This is a genomic window from Dietzia sp. DQ11-71, from assembly GCF_014144995.1.
GTDB classification, from domain to species: Bacteria; Actinomycetota; Actinomycetes; order Mycobacteriales; family Mycobacteriaceae; genus Dietzia; species Dietzia kunjamensis.
Map to the genome: position 1 here is coordinate 1 of NZ_JAALDT010000039.1, position 3,501 is coordinate 3,501.

Genomic DNA, 3,501 nt, shown 5'->3' on the forward strand with positions numbered 1-3,501 from the left:
AAGTTGTGTTCGGCGGTGACCTACTCTCCCACACCCTCACGAGTGCAGTACCATCGGCGCTGGCAGGCTTAGCTTCCGGGTTCGGAATGGGACCGGGCGTTTCCCTGCCGCTATGGCCGCCGTAACTCTGTGAAACAAGGCCCACGTGTTTTTGCGTGGGTGTGTTGTTTCAGATACTGCACAGTGGACGCGTTGCGATTCTTTAGGGGCTGTTTGTGTGTAAGCCCTCGGCCGATTAGTACCGGTCACCTGCACGCATTGCTGCGCTTCCAGTTCCGGCCTATCAACCCCATGGTCTGTGGGGGGCCTTAACCACGCGAAGGTGGTGAGAAACCTCATCTTGGAACAGGCTTCCCGCTTAGATGCTTTCAGCGGTTATCCCTTCCGAACGTAGCTAACCAGCGATGCTCCTGGTGGAACAACTGGCACACCAGAGGTTCGTCCGTCCCGGTCCTCTCGTACTAGGGACAGCCTTCCTCAAGTTTCTTACGCGCGCGGCGGATAGAGACCGAACTGTCTCACGACGTTCTAAACCCAGCTCGCGTGCCGCTTTAATGGGCGAACAGCCCAACCCTTGGGACCTACTCCAGCCCCAGGATGCGACGAGCCGACATCGAGGTGCCAAACCATCCCGTCGATATGGACTCTTGGGGAAGATCAGCCTGTTATCCCCGGGGTACCTTTTATCCGTTGAGCGACACCGCTTCCACTTGCCGGTGCCGGATCACTAGTCCCGACTTTCGTCCCTGCTCGACGTGTCAGTCTCACAGTCAAGCTCCCTTGTGCACTTGCACTCAACACCTGATTGCCATCCAGGCTGAGGGAACCTTTGGGCGCCTCCGTTACTCTTTAGGAGGCAACCGCCCCAGTTAAACTACCCACCAGGCACTGTCCCTAACCCAGATCATGGGCCGAGGTTAGACGTCCAATACGATCAGAGTGGTATTTCAACAACGACTCCACACACACTGGCGTGCATGCTTCACAGTCTCCCACCTATCCTACACAAACCGAATCGAACGCCAATACCAAGCTATAGTAAAGGTCCCGGGGTCTTTTCGTCCTGCCGCGCGTAACGAGCATCTTTACTCGTAGTGCAATTTCGCCGAGTCTGTGGTCGAGACAGCAGAGAAGTCGTTACGCCATTCGTGCAGGTCGGAACTTACCCGACAAGGAATTTCGCTACCTTAGGATGGTTATAGTTACCACCGCCGTTTACTGGGGCTTAAATTCTCAGCTTCGCCTTGCGGCTAACCGGTCCTCTTAACCTTCCAGCACCGGGCAGGCGTCAGTCCGTATACATCGACTTACGTCTTCGCACGGACCTGTGTTTTTAGTAAACAGTCGCTTCTCTCTGGTCTCTGCGACCACCCCCAGCTCAGATCGCAAGGATCGTCACCGGGCGTGGTCCCCCTTCTCCCGAAGTTACGGGGGCATTTTGCCGAGTTCCTTAACCACAGTTCTCTCGATCGCCTTGGTATTCTCTACCTGATCACCTGTGTCGGTTTGGGGTACGGGCCGTGTATGAACTCACTAGAGGCTTTTCTCGGCAGCATAGGATCACTGAATTCCCCACAACGGGTATGCATCAAGTCTCAGCCTTGATGTGACACGGATTTGCCTATGTCACGGCCTACACTCTTACACCAGTACAACCACTGACTGGCCCAGCTACCTTCCTGCGTCACCCCATCGCTTGGCTACTACCAGTTCAGGTCCCGCGCATCCGGTCCACGTCATCCCGAAGGATGCTCTAGGACGTTCAGGGCGGTTAGTATCACTGATTCACCATGGGCGCGCACACACGGGTACGGGAATATCAACCCGTTGTCCATCGACTACGCCTGTCGGCCTCGCCTTAGGTCCCGACTCACCCTGGGCAGATTAGCTTGACCCAGGAACCCTTGATCATTCGGCGGACGAGTTTCTCACTCGTCATTCGCTACTCATGCCTGCATTCTCACTCGTGTGGCCTCCACGCCTGGATCACTCCGGCGCTTCTATGGCCACACGACGCTCCCCTACCCATCCATACACCTGCCCGGAGGAGGTTATTGTATGAATGCCGCGGCTTCGGCGGTGTACTTGAGCCCCGCTAAATTGTCGGCGCAGGACCACTTGACCAGTGAGCTATTACGCACTCTTTCAAGGGTGGCTGCTTCTAAGCCAACCTCCTGGCTGTCTCAGCGATCCCACATCCTTTTCCACTTAGTACACGCTTAGGGGCCTTAGCCGGCGATCTGGGCTGTTTCCCTCTCGACTATGAAGCTTATCCCCCACAGTCTCACTGCCGCACTCTCACACCTCGGCATTCGGAGTTTGGCTGACGTCAGTAACCTTGTAGGGCCCATCGGCCATCCAGTAGCTCTACCTCCGAGGTGAAACATGCGACGCTGCACCTAAATGCATTTCGGGGAGAACCAGCTATCACGGAGTTTGATTGGCCTTTCACCCCTACCCACAACTCATCCCCTCAGTTTTCAACCTAAGTGGGTTCGCGCCTCCACGACGTCTTACCGTCGCTTCACACTGGCCATGGGTAGATCACTCCGCTTCGGGTCTAGAGCATGCCACTACAGTCGCCCTATTAGGACTCGCTTTCGCTACGGCTTCCCCACACGGGTTAACCTCGCGACATACCACTAACTCGCAGGCTCATTCTTCAAAAGGCACGCCATCAGCTTATGAGCCTCTGACGGATTGTAAGCACACGGTTTCAGGTACTATTTCACTCCCCTCCCGGGGTACTTTTCACCATTCCCTCACGGTACTAATCCGCTATCGGTCACCAAGAAGTATTTAGGCTTACCGGGTGGTCCCGGCAGATTCACAGCAGATTTCACGGGCCCGCTGCTACTTGGGAACACAAATCGCCCCGCCGCAAGGTTTTCAGGTACGGGACTCTCACCCTCTCCGGCCGACCCTTCCAAGTCGTTCCCCTAACCCGCGATCAATCAGCGCCCGGTCCGGCAGAACCGGGACATCATGCCCCACAACACCACACACGCAACCCCTGCCGGGTATCACACGCATGCGGTTTAGCCTGATCCGCGTTCGCTCGCCGCTACTGACGGAATCACTGTTGTTTTCTCTTCCTGCGGGTACTGAGATGTTTCACTTCCCCGCGTTCCCTCCACACACCCTATGTATTCAGATGCGGGTAACACGCCATCACGCGTGCTGGGTTTCCCCATTCGGACACCCTCGGATCACAGCTCGTTTGGCAGCTCCCCGAGGCTTATCGCAGCCTACTACGTCCTTCATCGGCTCTTGGTGCCAAGGCATCCACCGTGTGCTCTTACACACTTACATTCACAAACAATTAAAGATGCTCGCGTCCACTGTGCAGTTCTCAAACAACACACACCAACCCCACCCACACCCCGGCCACGTATGGCGCATCAGATGTCTCGGGAATCAGTGCCATCAGAAACAACCGAACCCGAAGGCTCGATGGTGTTGTTTCAGACACCCAACAGTGTGTTTCGTCCGGACCACGCT

At 56.0% G+C, this 3,501-nt stretch carries 2 rRNA genes; both read right to left on the minus strand.

Features of this window, described 5'->3' with window-relative positions:
* Window positions 1-7 precede the first annotated feature (7 nt).
* Window positions 8-124, minus strand: a 5S ribosomal RNA gene (gene rrf / locus G6023_RS01650).
* Window positions 125-215: 91 nt separating this feature from the next.
* A 23S ribosomal RNA gene (locus G6023_RS01655) occupies window positions 216-3,312 on the minus strand.
* Between the last annotated feature and the right edge of the window lie 189 nt (window positions 3,313-3,501).